The organism is Listeria sp. PSOL-1, from assembly GCF_902806445.1.
Classification (GTDB): domain Bacteria; phylum Bacillota; class Bacilli; order Lactobacillales; family Listeriaceae; genus Listeria.
This window is the reverse complement of record NZ_LR760298.1, coordinates 610,765-634,706: the sequence shown is the minus strand read 5'-3', so window position 1 is coordinate 634,706 and position 23,942 is coordinate 610,765. Positions and strand designations below refer to the sequence as shown.

Genomic DNA, 23,942 nt, shown 5'->3' with positions numbered 1-23,942 from the left:
ACATTGATTCCTCCAACCCATTTAATGCTGGTTATTTATTCGCTTTTCTTTCATCAACTCTTGCTTTAAAATACTCCTTGCTCGGGCATAATTTTCACGATCTAAAAGGCTATGTTTAAACAGTTCTGTCAGTTCATGTTCCATCATTTCAATATCATACTCACGTTTGCCAAGATAAACATAAATACCAAATTTCTTTAATAACTGCCCTACATCATAAACAGAATCCAAATTTTAACCTTCTTTATCTATTATTTTCTTGCATTAATCGGGCATAAAATTCACGATATATCGGATCATCAGATAATTCTGCTGCTTTTTTCGCTTCTATTCTCGCAGCAGCCTTATTTCCAGTATTTAGCTTATAAAGAGCTAAAACATAATACGGATAGGCCATTGAAGGATCGATGTCATTTGCTTTTTTCGCGAATTGGGCGGCATGATAAAAGTCCTTTTGTTTTATAGCCTCAGAAGCTCGCAGTGTATACGTATTTTCATCCGCACTATCCGATATTTCCAAATAACGCACTAATTTATTGGCTTCTTTAGGTTTGCCGTCTTGTAAATAAGACTGTGCAATAGCATTTGTAGCAGATGGACGAATTGGCTCGTCTATTTTATCTAAACCTACAAAAACAAAAAGAACTACTAGGATAAATGAGCTTATACCGTACATCAATTGACGCCAATGAAAGTAGTGTTTTTTTAAAGAAAGTGTTCCAGCTATAAAGAAGCCTCCAACAAGACCACCGACATGCCCAGATAAACTAATATTAGGTGAAAAAATATCAATGATCAAATTAACAACTACAAGAGCAGCAATACTTGTTCCAATTGTTTTTGCATAAATATGTGGTCTACGCACTACAAGATAAAGCAATGCACCAAAAACAGCAAATAAAGCTGTGCTTGAACCAACTGAAACGCTTTCTGGATTAAAAGCAAAGCTAGCAATATTTCCAGCTATTCCTCCAAAAAGTAAAATGAAGAAATAACGCCACTTGCCAAAAGCACCTTCTGCCCATGGACCAATCACATAAAGCATAATACAGTTTGAAGCAATGTGCATGAAATTTACATGCAATAAAACAGGAGAAATAAAACGCCACCATTCACCTTCATAAACAAGCGGGTTAAACATCGCTCCCCATTTTACAAGCGTATAGGTGCTTAACGCACGATCTTGCAAAAAAATAAAAATAAAAGCTAAAATTTGCATTGCTAAAAAAGTATACGTAACAAGAGGCTTTTCTTTACGAGCAGATTGCTGCTCTTCATTTACCTTTGCCGTAATATACCGAATAACTGAATCACGCTCTTTTGTCACCATTTCCTCTGTAACTTTGTCAGGAATGCTAAATGATCCATTTTTAACGCCCAGTCTTTTCTCAATATTTTCTAATTGGGGCTTCAGATTTTCGCTTGTCAATAAAAGATTCTGGATAGCAAGCTTCCCATTTTTCTTAGTGATTGGCTTGATAAAAAAAGAACTGGTGTCTCCCACTGGTTCAAATGGGCTAATATAAATATTGGCTAAAAACAGCTTCATTCGTCCCATTTGCTTTCGTAAATTTTCTACAATATGAAAAGTATGATTGATATCACGCTCGATCACGTTAGACCAACTTAACTCCTTCATTTGGATACGAATAACAGGACGATCTTTTTGAGCAGGATTTTCTAACCAAAGCTCATGTTTTTCTTCATGTAAATGGATTAAACGATAATTTTCTTCGCTTAAAAAATAACTGGTCAAATGCCAGAAAATAAATGTCTCCAGGGAGTTCAAAAAATTACCTGCTTTCATAACAAATTATATCTATTACTATACGCAAAAAAACAGGGATTGTAAACATTCTACCCTGATTTTTCAAATTTTTTTAATAAGCGAATTTAGTAAATTAGAAGCTTTTGGACAGGCTGATCATGCATTTGAGCTGTAAACTCTTCATTTTGCTGTTCTTGAAACAATAACGAAACCGTATCTCCAACAAAATTAGCTAAATAACGATCATAAAAACCTCCACCAAAACCAATTCGATAACCAGCTTTTTGATAAGCAACACCTGGAACAATTAAAAGCGAGATCCTTTCTTTTGCTATAAAAGGAGCATCGTCTAATGGTTCTTTTAATCCTAGCTTGGTCTTCATTAATTTATCGTTAACTTCATAAAGATGAAAATCCATTGTATGTTCTTTACCATATGTTTTTGGAATAGCAATTTTTTTCCCAGTACGATCTGCTTCTTTTATGATAAAACTCGTTTCAACTTCTGGAAAACGCGATAATGTCACTCCAATAATTTGAGCGCGATTCCATTCATTGGTTTGAAAAAGCATTTCTGCTAGTTCTTTTGATCTTTCTAAATGAGTCTCTTTTGGCATTTCACTTAACGTCTTTAAAATCTGTTGCCTAATTTCTTTTTTATTCATCCTAAAAGCACCTCTTTACTTTTTGAATAATAAAAAAGCAACAGGGCAAATCCTGCTGCTTACTTTGTTTCGCGATGTAAAGTTACACGACGTAATCTTGGACAATATTTTTTTAGTTCAATACGTTCAGGATTCTCACGTTTATTTTTAGTGGTGATATAGTTACGGTCACCAGATTCGGTGCATTCTAAAGTAATATTTACGCGCATTTATTTCCCCTCCAACTCTTTGTAAGGTTTTATTCCTCAGACTTTTATTATGATATCATTTTTACACAATACTTGCAAGGTTTCATGCGTCATTCTTTTTAATTTCTTTACAAATTCATTTTTGCATAGCGTTTTATATACTTTTATGCTATAACTAAAAGTAGGCTTAGCGAAAAGAGGTGTACCAAAAAATAATGACCATAGTGATTGTTATTCTGCTTATTGCTGCCATCGCTCTTTTTGTTTTATCTTTTATGCAAAAAAGCGATAGCAAAAACCTTGAAACAGAGATCGAAGAAGTAGCTTCTCAGTTAATGTATGAAAACTATGAACTAAAAAGACGTGTGACGATTCTTGAAAAAGCGAGTCATATAGAAAAAACCGAACTGCCTACTGCTCACGAAGACACTCAAAAAGAACTGAGCCCTAAAATACGTGAGTTACTAAAAAAACAAGTGATCACACTTTATACGTCCGGCATTACAACAGAAGAGATTGTTGAGCAATCTTCTCTTCCCCAAGAAGAAATTGAGCAGATCATTAAAGAATATTTGAAACATTAGTTTCAATTTTGAATAAGAGAATCTAAAAAAGGAGTGTATCTATGAAAAAAAATTTACAAATGATTGCTCTTGGTTTTCTCATTTCTGCACTTGTCCTGTTTGTTTTCAGTCAAGTTTCTCCTAGTGTTTCAAAAAGTGTAAAACAGCCGACTTCAACAAAGGCAGAACAAACCAAAGCAACATCAAAAAATGAAGCTTCATGGAAAGAAAAATATGAAAAATTATTGGCCGAAAAAGAGCTAGAAAAAACAAAACAGGCAGAACAAAAAGCCAAAGAAGAAGAAGCAAAGAAAAAAGTAAAAACTTATACCTTAACACTAGAAAAAGGTGATCCTTCTTCTAAAGCAAGCGAGGAATTACAAAAGAACGGTATTATTAAAAATGCCAATGACTTCGACAACTATTTAAAACAAAATAACTACGAAAAATATATCCGTGACGGAAAATATCCACTAAATAGCGACATGTCATTTGAGCAAATTGCTAAAAAACTGGCTCATAAATAAAAAAACGCAACAAAGCTTTCATTCAAAGCTTTGTTGCGTTTTTTTATTTATCATCTTTACGCTTGTTGTTGTAAGGTTTCTTTTCAGGTCGTTTTGTTTCTTCGGTTTCTTTTTTCTCAAGTAATGCTTTACGTGATAAGTTAATTCGTCCTTGATGATCGATTTCAATTACTTTTACAGTAACTTCATCGCCAAGTTTTAATATGTCCTCTACTTTCCCAACGCGCTCGTGAGCTAATTCAGAAATGTGAACCAAACCATCTGTCCCTTTGAATAATTCTACAAAAGCACCGAATTTTTCAATACGACGAACTTTTCCAGTATAAATTTCACCTACCTGGACTTCACGCACAATATCTTCAATAATGCTTCTTGCTTTTTTATTCATCGCTTCGTCTTGTGAAGCGATATAAACTGTGCCATCTTGTTCAATATCAATTTTAACGTCTGTTTCTTCTATGATGGCGTTAATTTGTTTTCCACCTGGTCCAATGACATCTTTAATTTTCTCAGGCTTGATTGACATTGTCATAATTTTTGGTGCATACATGGAAAGTTCTTCACGAGGTTTGCTTATTGTTTGTTCTAAATGATCTAAGATGTGAAGACGTCCAGCTTTTGCTTGTGCTAATGCTTCTTCTAAAATTTGACGGCTCAAACCATCAATTTTAATGTCCATTTGTAATGCCGTAATACCAGCGCGTGTCCCTGCTACTTTAAAGTCCATATCGCCAAAATGATCTTCCATTCCTTGAATATCCGTTAAGATTGTATAATCTTCACCTAACTTAACAAGGCCCATTGCGATACCTGCAACTGGTGCTTTAATAGGGACACCTGCATCCATCATCGCAAGTGTTGATCCACAAATACTTGCTTGCGAACTTGAACCGTTTGATTCAAGAACTTCAGAAACAAGGCGAATCGTATAAGGGAATTTTTCTTCAGAAGGAATAACATATTGTAATGCGCGTTCTCCTAATGCCCCGTGTCCAATTTCACGACGACCAGGTGCGCGGCGTGGCCCTGTTTCACCAACGCTAAATTGTGGGAAATTATAGTGGTGCATAAAACGTTTATATTCCTCTGTTCCAAGGCCATCAATAATTTGATGTTCGCGTAATGGTGCTAATGTGCAAATGCTTAAAGCTTGCGTTTGTCCACGTGTAAATAGACCTGACCCATGCACACGAGGAAGCAAACCTACTTCAGATGATAATGGGCGAATTTCATCTACTTTACGCCCATCAGGACGAATTTTATCTTGTGAAATTAAGCGACGCATTTCATCTTTTTCGATCATTTCTAAAATATGAGCTACATCGGCTAACAATGCTTCTTTATCTTCTAGCTCTTTTTCTTCATAAATCGCTAGAATTTCTTCCTTCACAGCATCAATTGCGGCTTCACGTGCTTTTTTCTCTTCTGTTTGGATTGCTTTTTTCATCTTTGTTTCGCTTAAATTCTTAACCTCAGCTTCAAGTTCAGGATCTGTAACAAAGAGTTCAATTTCGCGTTTTTCTTTACCTACAGCTTGAACAATTTCTTGTTGAAATTCGCATAAACGCTTGATTTCTTCGTGACCAAACATGATCGCTTCAAGCATTGCCTCTTCGGAAACTTCTTTTGCTCCGGCTTCTACCATGTTAATCGCTTCATGCGTACCAGCGACGGTAAGTTCAATATCGCTTTTTTCAGCTTGTTCAGTCGTTGGATTGATGATATATTTTCCATCAATGCGCCCGACATCAACCCCTGCAATTGGTCCTTCAAAGGGAATATCAGAGATAGAAAGTGCCGCTGATGAACCGAGCATTGCTGCCATTTCCGGTGAGCAATCTTGGTCTACACTAAAAACGGTTGATGTTATTTGTACTTCATTTCGAAAACCTTCAGCAAATAATGGACGAATCGGGCGATCAATTAAGCGCGCAGTTAATGTTGCACGGTCGCTTGGACGTCCCTCACGTTTTAAAAATCCACCAGGGACTTTACCAACGGAATACATTTTTTCTTCATAGTTTACAGTTAAGGGAAAGAAATCTCCTGGACGTGGCTTTTTGGAACCTACTGCGGCTGTTAAAACGACGGTGTCACCGTAACGTACTAACGCAGCACCACTCGCTTGTTTAGCAAGCTGTCCAACTTCAATGGTTAGCTTTTTTCCAGCTAATTCCGTTGTAAAAACTTGTTTTTCTGACATATCGTTATTCTCCTCTTGTTGGGAAAATGATGAAACTTTATCATGTATAAGAATGTTTCATGCACACTCTTCAATCCTTGAGCACGCATGAATCCAAAAACCTAACATAACTATTTATATCACGTTTTTGGATTCATGCGATAAAGTAAGTGCATCACTTTTTATTCCCATTACTTTTTTCTAACAAAAAAGCGGGAAAAACTAGTCTCCCGCTTTCAGTCTGATTTTTATCTGCGTAAACCTAAACGCTTAATAAGCTCGCGGTAACGTTGAACATCTTTTTTACGTAAATAAGTTAAAAGATTACGACGGTGACCTACCATTTTCATCAAACCTCTGTAAGAATGATGGTCTTTTTTGTGCACGCGAACGTGTTCATTCAAGCTGTTGATTTCAGCAGTAAGTACAGCGATTTGTACTTCCGGTGAACCTGTGTCTGTATCATGGACACGATATTCAGCAATGATTTCGTTTTTACGTTCTTGAGTTAAAGCCATATTAACTCCACCTCCTTCATTATATCCCCAATTACTGAGCAGCGCGTTGGTGATTCGCAAATAAGCCAAGTAATGGTTCTGTTCGTACAGAATTAAAGATACACTAAATCATCACTAAAAGCAAGCTTTAAACAGGAATTTCTTAAAACTCATCTGGATGATGCGCAAAATAAGTGCGTGTATTTTGCTCGTCTTGTTTTAACTGCTCAATTAGGCCCTCTACGCCATTAAATTTAAGCTCGGGACGAAAGAAGTAATACCACTCAATTTCTGCGTCTTCCCCGTAAATTTCACGTTTAAAATCGAGAATATAAACTTCAATTGAAAGTGGCTGGTCATCTTTAAAAGTGATATTATGCCCAATGCTAGCCATTCCTAAATGTGTCTGCTCATTAACGCGAAATTTAACTGCATAAACACCCAGTTTAGGGATTAAATAATCTGGATCTACTGCGATATTAGCGGTCGGAAAACCAATCGTACGGCCGCGCTTATCTCCATGGATAACGGTTCCCTTTGTTGTGTAAGGATAGCCAAGTAGCTGGTTTGCTTCTTCCATTTCGCCAGTTTCAATGTACTGTCGGATTTTTGTTGAGCTAATTTTGTCGCTAAAAGCTTCTTTTTTATCAATAATCGTCACATGAAAACGATCTTTCGCATAGGTAGGTAAATCGGTCATTGTTCCAGCGCCCATTTTGCCATAGGAATAATCGAATCCGGCAACAACCTCTTTTGCATTTAAAGCAACTAAATATTTTTCAACAAATTCTTCTGGTGCAAGCTCGGAAAAAGCAGTTGTAAATCGCACCACATATAAAATATCAACACCAAGATCAGCTATTTTCTGCACTTTTTGTTTGATCGGCGTTAAATATTTTACTTTTTTTCGCATGGTATTTAGAACAACGGAAGGATGGGGATCGAAGGTTAGCACTGCTGACTTTAATCCTTTTTCTTTAGCGATTTTTTTAGCTTCTTGAATGACAGCTTGATGGCCGCGATGCAAGCCATCAAAAAAGCCAAGAGCAATCACTTTTTCACTTGTATCACTGTTTTTTAGTTCAGGGTGATGTAAATAGATTGTTTCCATAAACACTTTCTCCTCATTCTTTATCCTTTGCTATCATAATATAAAGTGACCCTTTCGGCAATCACTTTGCATCGTTAAGTTCGATTACTTTTTCAGGCTTATACATCTTTTCTTTTTCAGGATGTGGTTTGTAAATTGCTACTAGTCTTTCGTTATGCATTAAGGCTAAACGCTCTTTTACAGATGTATTTAATTCCTCTTCAGTAAAAACACGTCCATTAAGAGCCTGCTTGTAAATGGCATCCTCTATATCAATTTGAGCAAATGAAGCGATTCCTTTTTCTAATGGCGCTAAGAAACTCCAATCACTTGCAACCACTTTCTCAGCAATCTCTTGCAAAGTGAAGCAATCCTTTTTTTGAAAAAAACCACTTTTTGTGCGTTCGAGTTTTGACATATGGGCGGGATAGCCAAGTTTTTCTCCGATCATAACGGCAAGTGTACGGATATAAGTCCCTTTCCCACATGCAATCCGCAATCTGAAAGTCGGCTCGGCCGCTGTAAGAAGAGCTTTGTCATCCAATCTTTCAAGAGCATGAATCTGGACTTGACGTTGCGGCCGATCTATCGTTTGTCCAAGCCTTGCATATTCATATAATTTTTTGCCATTTACTTTTACAGCAGAGTACATGGGAGGGATTTGAGTAATCTCTCCTGTTAAGCTTACTAGGACTTCAGTGATCTGCTCTTTATCAATGGCATGACTGATTTCCTTTGTGCTAACGGTATCTCCTGTTCCATCTTCTGTTGTTGTACTTTTACCAATTGAAATTTCGGCAATATACTCTTTCCCTTCATCTGTCATGTATTCCGCTAATTTAGTGGCTCTTCCCACGCAAATAGGAAGCACGCCAGAAACTTCTGGGTCAAGCGTTCCAGTATGGCCAACTTTTTTAGTATGCAAAATTTTTCTAAGCTTGAAAACAGCATCATGGCTTGTCATGCCTCTCTCTTTCCAAAGCGGGATAATTCCGTTCATTAAAAACTTCCCTTCTAAAAAAAGCAGGGCAAACCTAACTTCCCGGCTGCCCTACTCCATTTTTCTCATTCTTTTTCATGTAAATCGCGTAGTAGTTCATCAATGCGATTCCCATATTCCATTGATTCATCAATTTTAAACAACAGTTCAGGAACCTTGCGCAGGCGAATGCGTTTCCCAATTTCTAAACGAATAAAGCCATGCGCTTTTTCAAGCGCAAGGAGCGTTGCTTCGCGTTCTTTTTCATCTCCTAATACAGATAAATAAACGGTTGCTTGTTGCAAATCACCTGTTACATCAACGCCTGTAATTGTAATAAAACCTACTCGTGGATCCTTTAATTTACGATTAACAATATCGCCTAATTCTTTTTTCATTTGTTCTGCGATACGATTTGCTCTTACGTTCATCCTTTTTCACCCCATTATAACTTTTCAACGTTAGTCAAAGTGTATCCTCGCCTCTAAGTGTTATTAGAAACATTGGATTTGGTCTGAGGGAGGATTTTTCTTAAAATCGCACATTTTTGTATCTTATTTACGTTCGATTTCTTCCATAACGAAAGCTTCAATTACATCATCTTCTTTAATATCATTAAAGTTTTCAATTGTAATCCCACATTCATAACCTTTTGCTACTTCTTTTGCATCGTCTTTAAAGCGTTTTAATGTCGAAAGCTCTCCTTCAAAAACAACGATGCCGTCGCGGATTAATCTTACACCACTATCTCTTGTAATTTTACCATCTGTAACGTAGCACCCTGCAATTGTGCCTACTTTTGAAACATGGAAAGTTTGGCGAACTTGCGCTTGGCCAATAATTTTTTCTTCAAACTCTGGATCAAGCATACCTTTCATCGCTGCTTCAATTTCATCAATTGCTTTATAAATGATTCGATGCAGGCGAATATCAACATGTTCGCTTTCAGCTGCTTCTCTGGCCTGTCCAGTTGGTCGAACGTTAAAGCCGATGATAATAGCATTTGACGCTGCTGCTAGTGTGATATCAGATTCATTAATAGCTCCTACTGCTGTGTGGATGATTTTAACATTAACACCTTCAACTTCAATTTTGCGTAAAGAGGCTGCTAATGCTTCTACAGAACCTTGCACATCAGCTTTAATGATGACACCTACTTCTTTCATTTCGCCTGCTTTCATATGTTCAAATAAATTATCTAAACTTACACGATTCGTAGCTGAGCGCTGAGCAACTAGAGCACGAGAGGCACGAGCTTCGCCTACGTTACGAGCTGTTTTTTCATCTTCAAAAACAACAAAACGATCTCCTGCTTGCGGTACGCCATTTAAACCGGTAATTTCTACTGGTGTACTAGGACCGCCTGTTTTAACGCGACGCCCTAAGTCGTTAACCATTGCACGAACGCGACCAAACGTATTACCGACAACAATAGGATCCCCTACGTTAAGCGTTCCGTCTTGAACAAGTAAAGTAGCGACAGAACCACGGCCTTTATCAAGTTCAGCTTCAACGACAGTACCTATTGCCCGACGTTTTGAATTCGCTTTTAACTCTTCTACTTCTGAAACAAGTAAAATCATATCTAATAAGCTATCTAATCCTTTTTTAAGTTTAGCAGAAATTAGTACAAAAATTGTATCTCCACCCCAATCTTCGGGGATTAGTCCATATTCTGTTAACTCTTGCATCACTCGATCTGGATTAGCTTGTGGTTTATCAATCTTATTTACGGCAACAATAATTGGCATTCCAGCAGCTTTTGCATGATTAATTGCTTCGATTGTTTGTGGCATAACGCCATCATCTGCAGCAACAACAAGGATTGTAATATCAGTAATTTGAGCACCACGCGCACGCATAGCAGTAAAAGCCGCATGTCCTGGCGTATCTAAGAAGGTGATTTTTTTGTTACGGACCTCAATTTGATATGCTCCGATATGCTGTGTAATTCCGCCTGCTTCACCTAATATTACTTTTGTATTTCTGAGGGCGTCAAGCAAGGTTGTTTTCCCATGATCAACGTGTCCCATAATTGTAACGACAGGTGGTCTTTCTTCAAGTTGTGCTTCGTTTTCTTTGTCAGCTTCTTTTGCTTCTTCAAAGTAAACATCTAAGTCGGTAATATCAACTTTGATTTCTTCTTCTACTTCAACACTATATTCAGCACAAACTAATTCAATCGCATCTTTATCTAATTCTTGATTGATTGTTGCCATAACACCTAGCATAAACAGCTTTTTAATGATTTCTGCTGGATCACGGTATAATTTCCGTGCTAATTCACCAACAGACAAAGATTCACTAAAAACAATTTTTGCAGGGAGTTCCTTTGGTTTTGGTGGTGTTTGTGGGACGGTACTATGATTAATTTTACCTTTTTTTCTTGTGTTTTTGCCACCACGTTGGTTATTATTTTGTTGTTTTTGGCCACCAGGACGATTTCCAAAAGGACGGTTTTGATTCGTTGTTTTATTCCCTTGATTTGGACGGTTCTGCTGGGTATTTTGTGTTGTTTTTTTATTATCTTTTGCTTGACTTTGTTCTTTATTATTCATATTCTTTTGGTTTTGCCCCTTACTTTGACCTTGATCTTGCGGTTTTACTTCAGGCTTATTATTTGGTTTGCTAGAAAAAGCATTATCGAGTTGACGGCGCGCATTATCACTAATTGTTGACATATGGTTTGCCACTTCAACACCGAGTTCGTTTAATTTTTCAATTACTTTTTTACTTGGCAAGTTCTGTTCTTTTGCATATTCATATACACGAATTTTACTCATGTCGTACACCTCCGTAAGGATTAACCTAGGAGCTCGCTTAGTTTTTTTGAAAATCCTTTATCAAGCACTGCAAGTAAGGCGCGCGACTCTTTGCCAATAGCACCTCCTAGCTGTTCACGTGTGCCGATTTCACAAAGTGCTACATCATAATACTCACATTTGCTGCGGATTTTTTTAGCTGTGCTTTCGGAAACATCAGTGGACATAATAACAAGTGATGTTTGCTTTCTCCGTACAGCTTTTAAAACTAATTCTTCTCCAGTTGTTATCTTTTTTGCTCGGTAGGCAAGACCTAAGAGAGAAAAAAACTTATCATTCATTGCTTTTTTTCACTCCATTAACTTCTACAAAATGAATAAGTTCATCATAAAAGCCTTCTTGCTCCGGGATTTTTAATTGACTAAATAAAACATTTTTCTTTTTGGCTTTTTGGCAGGCGGCAACATCTTTTATGATATAAAAACCGCGTCCGGGAGCTTTTCCCGTAGGATCAATTGCGAGTTTCCCATCTTTAGAATAAGCGATACGCAAGAGCTCACCTTTAGGTAATCGAGCGCCTGTAATCATACATTTCCTTAGAGGGATTTTTTTCTTACGCATTTTAATTTCTCCTTTTATTCTTCGTCACGATCTGCTAAATCTTCTACTTCAGTTTCTTCGCTTCCTTCTCGTGGGTAAATTCCCATTTCCGTTGCTACACTTTCACTTTTAATATCGATTTTCCAGCCAGTTAATTTAGCAGCAAGGCGTGCATTTTGACCACGTTTACCGATGGCAAGAGAAAGTTGATAATCAGGAACAATCACTGTCGTTGCTTGTTCTTTTTCATCAACAATAACATCGAGTACCTTTGAAGGGCTTAAGGCGTTCGCAACAAATGTATATGGATCACTTGACCATTCAACAATATCGATTTTTTCACCTTTCAATTCATTGACAATCGTTTGTACACGTGCACCCTTAGGACCAACACAAGCACCGACTGCATCCACTTCAGCGTCAGCAGTATAAACCGAAATCTTCGAACGATCTCCTGCTTCACGTGCAACGGATTTAATTTCTACTATGCCTTCATAAATTTCAGGAACTTCCATTTCAAAAAGTCGTTTTAAAAGGCCTGGATGTGTTCTTGAAACAAAGATTTGTGGTCCTTTTGTTGTTTTTTCTACTTTAGTTAAATAGACTTTAATTCTGTCATGGGCATGATAGGTTTCATTTGGCATTTGCTCATTTTGTGAAAGGATGGCTTCAATTTTTCCTAAATTGATGTAGATAAAGCGTGAATCCTGACGTTCAACAATCCCTGTCATAATATCATCTTCACGATCAATGAATTCGTCATAAATGATGCCGCGCTCAGCTTCACGTACACGCTGGGTAACTACTTGTTTTGCTGTTTGAGCGGCGATTCGGCCGAAATCTTTTGGTGTTACTTCAAGCTCAACAACATCACCGACTTTGTATACAGGGTTTAGCTTGTGTGCTTCTTCAAGTGAAATCTCAAGGCGAGAATCAAAAACCTGATCTACAACGTCTTTTCTAGCAAGAACGCGAATTGAACCATTTTCTAAATTAAAATCAACGCGAACATTTTGTGCTTGATTAAAATTTCGCTTATATGCAGATACGAGTGCAGCTTCAATGGCTTCTACAATCACATTGCGTGAAATTCCTTTATCTCGTTCTAGCGTATCTAAAGCATCCAATAATTCTGTGCTCATTTTTTCTCGTCACTCCTTATTTAATTTTAAAATTTAATGGCCAGCCTTGCTTTGGCGATGCTTTTTTGAGGGACTTCACAAATAATTTTTCTTGTTTTATCCATAATTTCAATCGTTAAAATGGTACCATCATACTGTGTAAGTGTACCTTCCCACACTTTTCTACCTTCAATCGCCTCATAGCTTGTCACATGAATGTACTTCCCAACAGCGTTTTCAAAATCGCTTTCTTTTTTTAAAGGACGTTCGGCACCTGGTGAGGAGACTTCAAGAAAATAGTTTTGTGTGATTGGATCATGTTCGTCTAATTTTTCACTAATTTTCTCGCTGACAAGAGCGCATTCATCAATATCAATGCCCTTAGGCTTATCAATAAATACACGCAAAAACCAATTTTTCCCCTCTTTTTCAAAAGCAAGGTTAACTAACTCAAAACCGAGCTCCTCAGTAATAGGTGAAACGATTTGCTCTACTTGTTCTAAAACTTTGCTCATTTCAGCCTCCTTATAAAGATACTCAAGCAGCCGTTTTTAAACTTACCTAATTGCAAAACGAAAGAGTGGGCAGAGGCCCACTCTTGGCTGAGTTATCGTTGTCATTCTTTAATTAATATAACATAAAAAGCTTTTTTAGGCAAGTTTGATTGGTTTTCAAGCTTGTCAGAATAACGATAATTGGTTTTGATCAGGTAACTCTTCCAAGCATCCTTGGTCATCCATATATTGAATAATCGTTTTGGAAACTTTACCACGTTGTTGCAGGTCTTCTTTTGATAAAAATTCGCCGTCTTCTCTTGCAGCCACGATTTGCCTTGCAACGTTTGTTCCTAAGCTTGGTATTGCATTAAATGGTGGGATCAGCGTATCTCCTTCAATAACAAATTCTGCTGCTTTTGATTTATAAAGATCTACTTTTTGAAATTTATAGCCCCGAGCAAGCATTTCGCAGGCAATTTCCAACACGGTTAACAAATTTTTTTCTTTAGCAGAAGCTTCCATGCCTTTACTGTTAATTTCCTTCATGACAGCTTTTACTGCTTCAGTCCCATTTACCATTGCTGTAAGATCAAAATCATCTGCCCGAACAGTAAAATAAGTTGCATAAAAATAGAGTGGATAATGGACTTTAAAATAAGCTATACGAACAGCCATTAAAACATAGGCAGCCGCATGCGCTTTTGGAAACATATACTTAATCTTCTTACAAGAATCAATATACCAAGCTGGCACATTGTTTTCTTTCATTGCAGCTTCCATTTCCGCGGTTAGTCCTTTACCTTTACGTACAGATTCCATGATTTTAAAGGCAAGTGAACTGTCCAAGCCTTGATAGATTAAAAAGACCATAATATCATCTCGACAACCAATCACATCGGGCAATTCACAAATATCATTCTTAATTAATTCTTCAGCGTTGCCAAGCCAAACATCGGTTCCATGTGATAAACCTGAAATTTGGACAAGCTCAGAAAAAGTGGTTGGTTTTGTCTCTTCAAGCATTTGTCTCACGAAACGTGTTCCAAATTCCGGAATACCAAGTGTTCCTGTTTTAGAATCAATTTCTTCTGGTTTAACACCAAGCGCTTCTGTTGAACCAAATAAACTCATTACGCTTTGGTCATCAGTTGGAATCGTTTTAGGATCGATATCACTTAGATCCTGTAGCATCCGAATAGCCGTTGGATCATCGTGCCCGAGGATATCGAGTTTTAACACATTATCATGGATGGAATGGAAATCAAAATGTGTTGTTTTCCATTCAGAATCTGTTGCATCAGCAGGATATTGTACGGGTGTAAAATCATAAACGTCCATATAATCTGGAATAACAATAATCCCCCCCGGATGCTGACCAGTTGTTCGCTTGACGCCAGTACATCCTGCAACTAAGCGATCAATTTCGGCACCACGAATGGTCATGTTCATATCACGCTCATAATTACGAACATAACCAAAAGCTGTTTTTTCAGCAACTGTGCCAATTGTACCTGCTCGGTAAACATAATCTTCTCCAAAAATTTCTTTCGTGTAAGCATGGGCAATTGGCTGGTAATCACCAGAAAAGTTTAAATCAATATCAGGGACTTTATCCCCTTTAAACCCAAGAAATGTCTCAAATGGAATATCCTGTCCATCTTTTTGCAAATTGGCACTACAATTTGGACATTCCTTATCAGGCAAGTCAAAACCAGAACCAATTGAGCCATCATTAAAAAATTCCGAGTGCTTGCACTTTGGACAAAGATAATGTGGAGGCAGAGGGTTAACCTCCGTTATTTCCGTCATCGTTGCTACAAATGAGGAGCCAACAGATCCCCTCGAACCTACTAAGTAGCCATCAACTAAAGATTTTTTTACGAGCTTATGCGAAATGAGATAAATTACAGCGAAACCATGACCGATAATGCTTTTGAGTTCTTTTTCAAGCCTGGCTTCAACAATTTCTGGTAACTCTTCCCCGTAAAGTTCGTGTGCCATTTGATAACTCATATTCCTGACTTCATCTTCTGCCCCTTCAATTTTTGGTGTATAAAGTTCATCTTTAATCGGTTTAAGTTCTTCCATCCAATCCGCTACTAAGTTAGAATTGGTAATGACCACTTCATGAGCTTTTGCATCACCTAAAAAAGCAAACTCCTGAAGCATTTCATCTGTTGAACGGAAATGCACATCTGGTAGTTCAGTGCGATTAAGCGGATTTGCACCTCCCATTGAGTGGATAAGAATTTTACGATAAATCTTATCATTTGGATCTTTATAATGGACATTTCCAGTTGCTACAACCGGCTTCCCTGTTTTTTCGCCAACCTTAACAATGTTTTTTAAAATTTCTTCAAGTGCCTTTTCATCACGTACAAGTTCTCGCTCAATAAGCGGAGCATAAACAGGTTTTGGCTGTATTTCGATAAAATCATAAAAGTGTGCTACTTTTTCTGCTTCTTGCATGCCTTTTTGCATCATTGCTTCAAATAACTCGCCTTGACTACAAGCAGTTCCAATAATTAGACCTTCACGTAATTTTTCTAACTTAGAACGAGGAATACGCGGCACACGATAAAAGTAATCAATATTTGACATCGTTATCAGCTTAAAGAGATTCTTTAACCCAATAGCTGTTTGAGCATAAATCGTTGCATGAAAGGGCCTAGCACGCTTGTAAGCATCGCCTTCTCCCATATAGTCATTTAAACTGTCATGGTATTCGATTGCATGCATTTCTTTTGCATCTTTAATCAATTTCCAAGCTAAATAAGCCGTTGCTTCTGCATCAAAAATCGCACGGTGATGCTGCTCTAATATGATATTGAATTTTTTCGTAAGCGTATTTAAACGATGATTTTTAAAGTGAGGATATAAAAACCTGGCTAATTCAAGCGTGTCAATCACTGCATTTTTTGCTTCTTCAATGCCAACTTTTGCAAATGCTGTGTTTAAGAAGCCCATATCAAAAGAAGCATTATGCGCAACAAAGATTGCTTCCCCAGCCCACTCTTTGAAATTTTTTAACACGACATCAATTGGATCAGAACCTTTAACCATATCATCTGTAATTCCGGTTAAATTGATCGTGGTTGCCGATAATGGATGACCTGGATCGATAAAGGCTTCGAATTTATCAATGACTTCACCATCTTGGATTTTTACCCCGGCAAGCTCAATAATTGTATCGTAAACTGCAGAAAGCCCTGTTGTTTCCACATCAAATACCACATATGTAGCGTCTTTTAAGGCAATATGTTGGCTATTATAAGCGATAGGTACCCCGTCATCAATTAAATTCGCTTCGATTCCATAAATGATTTTAAGATTGTTTTTTTTGCCAGCTGCATAAGCTTCTGGGAAAGACTGGGCAACAGAATGATCCGTTAAAGCAATAGCCTTGTGCCCCCAATCTGCTGCTTGTTTTGCCAATTCACTAAATGAACTGGTCGCATCCATTTGACTCATTGGCGTATGTAGATGGAGTTCAACACGTTTTTCTTCAGATGTGTCCTTACGCTTAATGGCTGGAATCTCATTAATATCTTGAGCCATCATGATTAAATCACGAACAAACGTGTCATTTTGTACGCTACCACGGACTTTTACCCACATTCCTTTTTTCAGGTTTTTAAACATCGCTGCATCTTCATTATCACGGGAAAACATTTTGATAATCATTGAACTCGTATAATCAGTGATTTTAAATTGTAATAGACTACGACCACTCCTTAACTCACGAATTTCTGTATCAAAAATGTATCCTTGAACCGCAACACGTCTTTCTTCATCATAAATATCACCAAGATGCTTGATTTCTTCATCGTCCTTGATTTTATAACCGACTTGAAAAGGCCCTGTAAGAGCTTGATTTTCGCCTTCATTCTTTTCAGTTTGGGAAGCGAATTGCCGTTTTTGCATCACTTCAACAGCTTCTCTTGCTTTGAGCTGATCTTCCTTTTGTTTCGCTTCGGCAAATGCTTTATAACTTTCTGTTTCAGAAGGGTCCAATGTATTCATCCGTAAAGCTAAATGCGAGAAACCAAACTGCTGATAGCGATCAAGAATATAAGTCTGATAACTTTGAGCGATTTTCGTTTGTTCCATTTCATTGTGCACAGTTATTTCAATGAAGTGTGGTTGCTGAAGTTTTGGTTTTTGTTCCATAAGAAGTTGTCCAATCATTGGAGATGATTCTAAAATAGGAGCAACTACCATATTCCAGTAATCTTGCAATGATTGCTCAGTTAACCGCATCTCACGTGCCGAAATCACGAGTTCTGTTTTAGCAATTTGCGTAAAAGCTTGCTTCATATTTGTTTCCATCATTTGGAATAACTCAGCTGGTAAGATTTGTGGAACATCTAAGTAAAATTGCCATACTTGCTTTACTTTATCGGCGACTAACTTTTCAATCAACATTTCATCCGTATAGCTTGCAAATTGCTTCATGTCGGCCAAGCCAATTTGTTCTAGCAGCAATTGAAAACGCTCTTTCTTCTCTTTATTTGAAGCGCTCAACATCCTTCACTCCTTCCAGGTGAATAAAAACGGCGATAAGCGTTCATATTCAGGATCCAATTTAACTTTCACTACCTGAATATAAACGCTTTGTTCGCTTTTTACACGATTATTTACAGCAAAAATTAATTTTCACCAAAAAGAATCGGTAATGTATTGAGAAGTTCCTCTTGACGAACTTCAATCATTTCCCCAGTTTTTCTAATTTTCACTTCAACAATGCCTTCAGCAGCTTTTTTCCCGACCGTAATACGTAATGGTAAGCCAATTAAATCAGCATCAGCAAATTTTACACCAGCTCGTTCATCACGGTCATCTAATAAGACGCTGTGTCCAGCTTCTTGAAGTTCAAGGTGTAAGTCTTCTGCAAAAACACGTTGCTCATCATTTTTCAAGTTAACAGGGATAATGTGTAAATCAAATGGACTAATTCCTCGATCAAATACTAAACCGTTCTCATCGCTATTTTGTTCAACAATGGCTGAAAAAAGTCGTGAAATTCCAATCCCATAACAGCCCATAATCAGTGGTTTTGCACGACCATTTTCATCAAGAAATGTCGCATTCATCGCTTCGCTGTATTTTGTCCCAAGCTTAAAGATATGACCTACTTCAATTCCTTCAGCAAATTTGATAACCCCTTCACCATCAGGAGAAAGATCTCCTTCTTGGATCATGCGTAAATCAAAATAACTGGCTACTGAAAAATCGCGTTCAGGATTCACATTTTTATAGTGATAACCATCTTCATTCGCACCACTAACTCCATTGGCTATATCTTGAACAGCATAATCAGCAAATATTCTTATCTCTTTTTTAGAACCCACAGGACCAAGTGAGCCAAAGTTTGCGCCCATGATTTCATATGCTTTTTCTGGCGATACAAGTTCTACTAAAGAGGCATCTAAAGCATTTTTAAGTTTAACCTCATTGACTTCATGGTCCCCGCGCACAAGAATCAACAACAGTTCTTCATCTACTTGATAAAGCATTGACTTTATCGTTTTTTCGATCGGAACGTCTAAAAACGCAATAATGTCTGCAATCGTTTTTTGATCAGGTGTGGCAATTTTTTCAAGCGCTGAGATAGGCTCGTGTGTGTGTTTCTGCATATGAAGAACCGAAGCCATTTCGACGTTTGCAGCATAATCCGAAGAATCACTATAAGCAATGGTATCTTCACCAATGTCAGAAAGAGCAACAAATTCTTTTGTCTCTTTCCCACCTATAGCACCAGAATCAGCAATAACTGAGCGAAAATTAAGTCCACAACGCGTAAAAATATTACTATACGCTTGATACATTTTCTGATAAGTTTCATCTAAGCTTTCTTCGGTGGCATGAAAAGAATAGGCATCTTTCATAATGAACTCGCGACCACGTAACAAGCCAAAGCGCGGTCTTTTTTCATCTCGGAATTTTGTCTGGATTTGATACATGGTAAGTGGTAAACGTTTGTAGGATTTGATCTCATCTCGAACAAGAGATGTGATGACCTCCTCATGAGTTGGACCAAGTACAAAATCACGCATATTACGATCTTTTAAGCGCATCAATTCAGGACCATAATCATCCCATCTTCCAGATTCTTGCCAAAGTTCTGTTGGCTGAAGAGCTGGCATGAGAAGCTCTGCTGCCCCTGCTCGATTTAATTCATCACGAACGATCGCTTCAATATTTCTAAGAGCTAACCCAGCAAGTGGTAAATAACTATAAATCCCACTTGCTACTTGACGGATATACCCTGCTCGAAGTAAAAGCTGATGGCTTTTAACTTCTGCATCCGCTGGTGTTTCTTTTAAAGTTGGAATAAATGTCATCGTTTGACGCATGTTAAACACTCCCTATTTTTTAAATAAACTAACGTTAGAAAAAGGCTCGTTGAATATCGTTCCATGTGACTAAAATCATTAGTACCATCAAAAGGGCAAAGCCAACAAAGTGGACAAGTCCTTCTTTTTTAGGATCAACTGGTTTTCCACGAACTAATTCATAAAGGAAAAATAATAATCTTCCACCATCAAGAGCAGGTAACGGTAATAAATTAACAATCCCTAAATTGATACTAAGCACAGCTGTCCAATTTAACAGCATTAAAAATCCGTAACTTGCTACTTGCTCTGTACTTGTATAAATACCAACTGGACCACTTAGCATATTTAGTGAGAAACCACCAGTAATCATCTTACCAAGAACGCCAAAAATTTGTGTAATCCACTGCCATGTTTGTGAAAAGCCATAAGTGATTTTGGCAATAAAGGAATGATCAACAGGCTGCATCACACCGATTTTACCAACCGTTTTATTTTCTTGTTTCGTTTTTTCTGGAGTGACACTGATATTTTCTATTCTTCCATTACGTTCTACATCAAAAGCCAATTTTTTAGCTGGATTTTTAGCAACGGTTTCGACAATATCTACCCACGTGTTTATTTTTTTACCATCGATTGCTTTTACTTGATCGCCTTCTTTAAGACCAGCCGTACTTGCTGCACTATTTGCTGCTACTTTGCCAATTTCACTATGATCCACAGGTACCCCACCTTGTGCAAAAGCAAGGAAAGAGAAAATTAAAATAGCTAAAATAAAGTTAAATAACGGGCCGGCAAAAATGGTCATCGCACGTTTTCCGAGCGACTTCGCACCAAATGTACGATCATAGGGTGTAATAAGCGTCTCGATTTTGCCATCGATTAAAATCGCATCACGAGCTACTTGATAACGAACTTTCTTTGTTTCATCGTAATCCTCATAGCCTTCAATAAATAGTTCTTTTTCAAGATCAGCTGAAGAGACTTCTAGTGGTTGCGCGTTTACATATTGATCTCTGCCATTTATGATAATTTTGGTTACTTTTTCATCTTCAGAAAATTCAAGTCCAACCCGATATCCTGGTTTTAACTCAATTTCCTCACCGTCTTCACCAGCCATGCGGACATAACCACCAATTGGCAGCAAACGGATCGTATATTGTGTTTCATTTTTTCGATAAGCAAATATCTTTGGACCAAATCCAATTGAAAAATCTTTAACTAAAATACCTGACCGCTTGGCAAAAAGAAAATGACCAAACTCATGAAAGAAAACAATAAGGCCAAAGACGAATATAAATGCAATAATCGTTGTCAAATTAGGTTCACCTCTATAATAATGTTTTTACATAACCCCTTGTTGCATGATCCACTTCAAGGATCGTTTCAAGCGAGGGATCTTGTATTGTTTCATGCCACTTCATCGCGTTTTCAACAAGCGCTTCAATACTTTGAAAAGCAACTTGGCCATTTAAAAAGCCAGCAACAGCAATTTCGTTTGCAGCATTTAAAACAGTCGGCATTGTTCCACCTATTTTACCAGCGTTATAAGCTAATTTCAATGCCCGAAAACGATTAAAATCAACTTTTTCAAAATGGAGTGCCCCGTATTTCGTAATATCAAATGGCTCGCTAAAATGAATTGGCTCACGATCAGGATAGGTTAAAGCATACTGAATGGGGATGCGCATATCCGGAACGCCTAACTGGGCAATGATACTACCATCAACATAAGAAACCATCGAATGAATCACACTTTCTCTATGAATCACAACCTCAATATCTTTATATGGCATATCATATAACCAGTGCGCTTCAATCACTTCCAAGCCTTTATTAAACATTGTCGCTGAATCAATCGTAAGCTTATTCCCCATACTCCAATTTGGATGACTGAGCGCTTCAGCCACAGTAACACCCTTCAATTCTGCACGGCTTCTATCGCGAAAACTTCCCCCACTTGCTGTAATAATTAACTTTTCAACTTGCGCACGCTTTTCTCCATTTAACGCTTGAAAAATCGCTGAATGTTCACTATCAACTGGTAAGATTGACACATTTTTTTCGCGCGCTTTTCTCATCACTAAATGTCCTGCTGTAACAAGTGTCTCTTTGTTCGCAATCGCTATTTCTTTCCCTGCATCAATTGCATCAAGTGTTGGGAGTAAACCGATACTGCCTATAACAGCACTAAGAAGTAACTCACCATCTAAACAAACGGCAATTTCACGTAAGCCATCTAATCCAGCATAAAATTGAATCGCAGGAAACTCAGCTTTTAACGTTTCAGCATCTTCCCTATTTTGAACAGACACCATTTTTGGTTTAAATTCAGTGATAATTTGTCGTCCAAGTTCGATGTTCCTTCCAAACGAAAGAGCAACAATGCGAAATAAATCCGGGTTTGATCGAACAACTTCAAGTGTTTGTGTTCCGATTGATCCAGTTGCTCCTAACAATATCACATTTTTCATCTTCACATCTCCATTTAAATGATTTGTAGTATATGTAGTAAAGGTAATACAAAGAGCAGACTGTCAAAGCGGTCAAGAATGCCGCCATGCCCTGGCAAAATTTTTCCAGAATCTTTCACATCATAAAACCGTTTTAATGCTGACTCCACAAGATCTCCTAACTGACCAAAAAGCGAAAGGACAACAAGAGCTATTAAAATAAGAAGAAAATCATTTGTCGATACAAAAAAGTAGTAAAATCCACCTGCAATAACAAGTGAACATAAAATCCCACCGATAAAACCTTCAATTGTTTTGTTTGGACTGACATGTGGTGCAAGCTTGTGCTTACCAAATGCTCTGCCAATAAGGTAAGCTCCCGTGTCCGTTGTCCAGACAATTAAAAGCGCAAAAATGACAAACATCACACCAGCTGAACGAACATCTGCTAAAAAATGAAAGCCAAAGCCCACGTAAAATGAAGCTAAAACATCCACTCCAACTTGATCAAAATGAAACTGATTGCGCGAAAACACTGTAAAAGAAAGTAAAATGGCTATGGCAATAAAAATTAACTCCATTTTCTGAATCCCAATTTTTGTTAAAAAGCTTAAATATTCATCTGGCACGGTGATGACCCAAGTAAAAAGCACAGTTACAATACCGTTTACAGAAAACACGTTCTGTTTTGTTATGATTAAAATTTCATAAATTGCAATGGTTGCTAGTAAAATGCTCATTAATTCAAACGGCAAGCCACCAACGACAACAAATGGCAAGAAAATAATTAGCGCAACAATCGCCGTAATCGTTCTCGTTTTCAATTTTTTTCCTCCCTATAAACCACCAAACCGCCTTGAGCGATTCTGATATTCCAACAAAGCCTCAAGTAAATTCTCTTCTGAAAAATCCGGCCAATGAACGTCTATAAAATAAAATTCACTATAAGCTAACTGCCAAAGCATAAAATTACTAAGACGAATCTCACCACTTGTCCTAATTAATAAATCAGGATCACCTAAGCCATAACTCATCAGATGCTTTTCAATATCGTCTTCCGTTAACTTATCTATCTCTTTACCGTCTTTAATAAATTCAGCCGTCGCTTCTTTCATGGCCGTCAAAATTTCAGCACGACCACCATAATTTAGTGCAAAGTTAAGCACAAGACCTGTGCAATGTTTCGTTTGTTCTATTGCACGCTCAACAGAATCAAGCGTATGTTTAGGCAAACTATCGCGATATCCCATCACATTAACACGAACATTTTCTTCTACTAATTCAGGAATAAAGGTATCAAAAAACTCAACTGGAAGCTTCATTAAGAAATCAACCTCATCATTTGGTCGCTTCCAGTTTTCAGTAGAAAAAGCGTAAAGAGTTAATACCTTGATTCCAAGCGAATTAGCATAACGCGTCATTTTCTTAACAACGTCCATTCCCGCACGATGACCAGCAACACGAGGTAAAAAGCGTTTTTTCGCCCACCTTCCATTACCGTCCATAATGATGGCTATATGTTTAGGCAGAGGTAGCTCATTTGATAGACCGCTATTTATAATATTTTCATCTTGTTTGAATAATTTTTTAAACATGATAAATCCTCCAGTAGAAATACAACTTTTAAAGTGCATGCCTAAACTTATAATAACAAAAAAAACGTGATTAATGTACTAAAAGTTTCGTGTGGAAGATAAAATTTTAATGAGAGAAAT

The 23,942-nt window shown here is 37.5% G+C and carries 22 protein-coding genes; 2 read left to right on the top strand and 20 right to left on the bottom strand.

Annotated elements, in window-relative coordinates; all coding sequences use genetic code 11:
- Positions 1-21 precede the first annotated feature (21 nt).
- The 4 genes from G6Q10_RS03160 to rpmG all read right to left on the bottom strand — a co-directional run bounded on the left by G6Q10_RS03160 (position 22) and on the right by rpmG (position 2,642).
- The gene (locus tag G6Q10_RS03160) at positions 22-231 is read right to left on the bottom strand and encodes a YqgQ family protein (protein WP_163652755.1); all 210 of its coding nucleotides are present in this window, start codon (positions 229-231) and stop codon (positions 22-24) included.
- 13 nt (positions 232-244) lie between these two features.
- Entirely contained in the window at positions 245-1,807 is a 1,563-nt protein-coding gene (locus G6Q10_RS03155) for a rhomboid family protein (RefSeq protein WP_232057782.1), read from the bottom strand.
- A gap of 86 nt (positions 1,808-1,893) precedes the next feature.
- Positions 1,894-2,433 carry a 5-formyltetrahydrofolate cyclo-ligase gene (locus G6Q10_RS03150; protein WP_163652749.1) on the bottom strand — a complete coding sequence of 180 codons (540 nt, stop codon included), beginning with the start codon at positions 2,431-2,433 and terminating at the stop codon, positions 1,894-1,896.
- Positions 2,434-2,492: 59 nt separating this feature from the next.
- Positions 2,493-2,642, bottom strand: coding sequence for a 50S ribosomal protein L33 (gene rpmG / locus G6Q10_RS03145; RefSeq protein WP_163652747.1), 150 nt, complete (start codon positions 2,640-2,642; stop codon positions 2,493-2,495).
- 194 nt (positions 2,643-2,836) lie between these two features.
- Between rpmG and G6Q10_RS03140 the strand changes: the two genes are divergently transcribed.
- Both G6Q10_RS03140 and G6Q10_RS03135 read left to right on the top strand, forming a co-directional pair.
- The gene (locus G6Q10_RS03140) at positions 2,837-3,205 is read left to right on the top strand and encodes a hypothetical protein (RefSeq protein WP_163652744.1); all 369 of its coding nucleotides are present in this window, start codon (positions 2,837-2,839) and stop codon (positions 3,203-3,205) included.
- A 41-nt stretch (positions 3,206-3,246) separates the two neighbouring features.
- Positions 3,247-3,711 (top strand): endolytic transglycosylase MltG, encoded by a 465-nt coding sequence (locus G6Q10_RS03135; RefSeq protein ID WP_163652741.1) that lies wholly within the window; start codon positions 3,247-3,249, stop codon positions 3,709-3,711.
- Positions 3,712-3,754: 43 nt separating this feature from the next.
- Here the strand turns inward: G6Q10_RS03135 and pnp are convergent, their stop codons facing one another.
- From pnp to G6Q10_RS03055, 16 genes are all read right to left on the bottom strand, one after another.
- Complete coding sequence (pnp, locus tag G6Q10_RS03130) at positions 3,755-5,914, bottom strand: polyribonucleotide nucleotidyltransferase (protein ID WP_163652738.1); 2,160 nt, start codon at positions 5,912-5,914, stop codon at positions 3,755-3,757.
- A gap of 227 nt (positions 5,915-6,141) precedes the next feature.
- A complete protein-coding gene (rpsO, locus tag G6Q10_RS03125) occupies positions 6,142-6,411 on the bottom strand; it encodes a 30S ribosomal protein S15 (protein ID WP_003719603.1) in 270 nt (89 codons plus the stop codon).
- A gap of 142 nt (positions 6,412-6,553) precedes the next feature.
- Positions 6,554-7,501 (bottom strand): bifunctional riboflavin kinase/FAD synthetase, encoded by a 948-nt coding sequence (locus G6Q10_RS03120; protein ID WP_163652735.1) that lies wholly within the window; start codon positions 7,499-7,501, stop codon positions 6,554-6,556.
- Positions 7,502-7,562: 61 nt separating this feature from the next.
- Entirely contained in the window at positions 7,563-8,480 is a 918-nt protein-coding gene (truB, locus tag G6Q10_RS03115) for a tRNA pseudouridine(55) synthase TruB (RefSeq protein WP_163652732.1), read from the bottom strand.
- 65 nt (positions 8,481-8,545) lie between these two features.
- Positions 8,546-8,890 carry a 30S ribosome-binding factor RbfA gene (gene rbfA, locus G6Q10_RS03110; protein ID WP_163652729.1) on the bottom strand — a complete coding sequence of 115 codons (345 nt, stop codon included), beginning with the start codon at positions 8,888-8,890 and terminating at the stop codon, positions 8,546-8,548.
- Positions 8,891-9,013: 123 nt separating this feature from the next.
- Entirely contained in the window at positions 9,014-11,242 is a 2,229-nt protein-coding gene (gene infB / locus G6Q10_RS03105) for a translation initiation factor IF-2 (RefSeq protein WP_163652726.1), read from the bottom strand.
- Between the two features lie 20 nt (positions 11,243-11,262).
- Positions 11,263-11,562, bottom strand: coding sequence for a YlxQ family RNA-binding protein (locus G6Q10_RS03100; protein ID WP_163652723.1), 300 nt, complete (start codon positions 11,560-11,562; stop codon positions 11,263-11,265).
- A complete protein-coding gene (rnpM, locus tag G6Q10_RS03095) occupies positions 11,555-11,842 on the bottom strand; it encodes an RNase P modulator RnpM (RefSeq protein WP_163652720.1) in 288 nt (95 codons plus the stop codon). Before rnpM ends, G6Q10_RS03100 begins: the two co-directional genes overlap by 8 nt.
- Before the next feature lie 14 nt (positions 11,843-11,856).
- The gene (nusA, locus tag G6Q10_RS03090) at positions 11,857-12,963 is read right to left on the bottom strand and encodes a transcription termination factor NusA (RefSeq protein WP_163652717.1); all 1,107 of its coding nucleotides are present in this window, start codon (positions 12,961-12,963) and stop codon (positions 11,857-11,859) included.
- Positions 12,964-12,989: 26 nt separating this feature from the next.
- The gene (rimP, locus tag G6Q10_RS03085) at positions 12,990-13,457 is read right to left on the bottom strand and encodes a ribosome maturation factor RimP (protein WP_163652714.1); all 468 of its coding nucleotides are present in this window, start codon (positions 13,455-13,457) and stop codon (positions 12,990-12,992) included.
- A gap of 165 nt (positions 13,458-13,622) precedes the next feature.
- Entirely contained in the window at positions 13,623-17,966 is a 4,344-nt protein-coding gene (locus G6Q10_RS03080; protein ID WP_370519502.1) for a PolC-type DNA polymerase III, read from the bottom strand.
- Between the two features lie 122 nt (positions 17,967-18,088).
- A complete protein-coding gene (locus G6Q10_RS03075; RefSeq protein ID WP_163652707.1) occupies positions 18,089-19,795 on the bottom strand; it encodes a proline--tRNA ligase in 1,707 nt (568 codons plus the stop codon).
- A 34-nt stretch (positions 19,796-19,829) separates the two neighbouring features.
- The gene (gene rseP / locus G6Q10_RS03070) at positions 19,830-21,092 is read right to left on the bottom strand and encodes an RIP metalloprotease RseP (RefSeq protein ID WP_163652704.1); all 1,263 of its coding nucleotides are present in this window, start codon (positions 21,090-21,092) and stop codon (positions 19,830-19,832) included.
- Between the two features lie 13 nt (positions 21,093-21,105).
- A complete protein-coding gene (gene dxr / locus G6Q10_RS03065) occupies positions 21,106-22,248 on the bottom strand; it encodes a 1-deoxy-D-xylulose-5-phosphate reductoisomerase (protein ID WP_163652701.1) in 1,143 nt (380 codons plus the stop codon).
- 14 nt (positions 22,249-22,262) lie between these two features.
- Positions 22,263-23,051 carry a phosphatidate cytidylyltransferase gene (locus tag G6Q10_RS03060; protein WP_163652698.1) on the bottom strand — a complete coding sequence of 263 codons (789 nt, stop codon included), beginning with the start codon at positions 23,049-23,051 and terminating at the stop codon, positions 22,263-22,265.
- 12 nt (positions 23,052-23,063) lie between these two features.
- On the bottom strand, positions 23,064-23,822 hold the full coding sequence (locus G6Q10_RS03055; RefSeq protein ID WP_163652695.1) for an undecaprenyl pyrophosphate synthase: 759 nt from the start codon (positions 23,820-23,822) through the stop codon (positions 23,064-23,066).
- Positions 23,823-23,942: the final 120 nt, after the last annotated feature.

Coding starts and splice junctions, on each gene's coding strand:
- rpmG (WP_163652747.1), bottom strand. CDS start 2,642: ATGCGCGTAAATATTACTTTAGAATGCACCGAATCTGGTGACCGTAAC.
- rpsO (WP_003719603.1), bottom strand. CDS start 6,411: ATGGCTTTAACTCAAGAACGTAAAAACGAAATCATTGCTGAATATCGT.
- G6Q10_RS03100 (WP_163652723.1), bottom strand. CDS start 11,562: ATGAATGATAAGTTTTTTTCTCTCTTAGGTCTTGCCTACCGAGCAAAA.
- G6Q10_RS03135 (WP_163652741.1), top strand. CDS start 3,247: ATGAAAAAAAATTTACAAATGATTGCTCTTGGTTTTCTCATTTCTGCA.
- G6Q10_RS03120 (WP_163652735.1), bottom strand. CDS start 7,501: ATGGAAACAATCTATTTACATCACCCTGAACTAAAAAACAGTGATACA.
- rbfA (WP_163652729.1), bottom strand. CDS start 8,890: ATGAACGTAAGAGCAAATCGTATCGCAGAACAAATGAAAAAAGAATTA.
- pnp (WP_163652738.1), bottom strand. CDS start 5,914: ATGTCAGAAAAACAAGTTTTTACAACGGAATTAGCTGGAAAAAAGCTA.
- G6Q10_RS03140 (WP_163652744.1), top strand. CDS start 2,837: ATGACCATAGTGATTGTTATTCTGCTTATTGCTGCCATCGCTCTTTTT.
- G6Q10_RS03150 (WP_163652749.1), bottom strand. CDS start 2,433: ATGAATAAAAAAGAAATTAGGCAACAGATTTTAAAGACGTTAAGTGAA.
- G6Q10_RS03080 (WP_370519502.1), bottom strand. CDS start 17,966: ATGTTGAGCGCTTCAAATAAAGAGAAGAAAGAGCGTTTTCAATTGCTG.
- rnpM (WP_163652720.1), bottom strand. CDS start 11,842: ATGCGTAAGAAAAAAATCCCTCTAAGGAAATGTATGATTACAGGCGCT.
- truB (WP_163652732.1), bottom strand. CDS start 8,480: ATGAACGGAATTATCCCGCTTTGGAAAGAGAGAGGCATGACAAGCCAT.
- G6Q10_RS03075 (WP_163652707.1), bottom strand. CDS start 19,795: ATGCGTCAAACGATGACATTTATTCCAACTTTAAAAGAAACACCAGCG.
- dxr (WP_163652701.1), bottom strand. CDS start 22,248: ATGAAAAATGTGATATTGTTAGGAGCAACTGGATCAATCGGAACACAA.
- G6Q10_RS03055 (WP_163652695.1), bottom strand. CDS start 23,822: ATGTTTAAAAAATTATTCAAACAAGATGAAAATATTATAAATAGCGGT.
- nusA (WP_163652717.1), bottom strand. CDS start 12,963: ATGAGCACAGAATTATTGGATGCTTTAGATACGCTAGAACGAGATAAA.
- rimP (WP_163652714.1), bottom strand. CDS start 13,457: ATGAGCAAAGTTTTAGAACAAGTAGAGCAAATCGTTTCACCTATTACT.
- G6Q10_RS03155 (WP_232057782.1), bottom strand. CDS start 1,807: ATGAAAGCAGGTAATTTTTTGAACTCCCTGGAGACATTTATTTTCTGG.
- infB (WP_163652726.1), bottom strand. CDS start 11,242: ATGAGTAAAATTCGTGTATATGAATATGCAAAAGAACAGAACTTGCCA.